This window comes from Monashia sp. HAY1-2A (assembly GCF_056755315.1).
The window spans coordinates 1-244 of the sequence record NZ_JBNDHY010000683.1 but is presented as its reverse complement, the minus strand read 5'-3'; the positions used below and the strand labels follow the sequence as shown (position 1 = coordinate 244).

General features: G+C 61.9%; 1 pseudogene. It reads right to left on the bottom strand.

What is annotated here, in order from left to right:
* A pseudogene (locus ACPYOM_RS23530) lies at positions 1-244 on the bottom strand (MFS transporter); the annotation flags it as partial.

The following is a 244-nucleotide window of genomic DNA, read 5'->3' as shown; positions in this document are numbered from 1 at the left end:
CTCCCTGCCCGATCATGACGGCGGTGAGTCCAGCCTGCCTTTGCAGCCCCATGATCTGGGTGACGTACGTGATGATGAACAGCGAGTAGATGTAGAAGCCCGCATTCTCGCCCATGCGGCTTCCGGTGGCGATGAGGATTTCGCGCCAGTTCCGGCGGAACAGGATGGCCAAGGGCAGCTTGCGTTCGGACACGCCCAGGCTCTCGCGCTTCCGCTGCGCTTCCTTGAACAGCGGTGTTTCCTG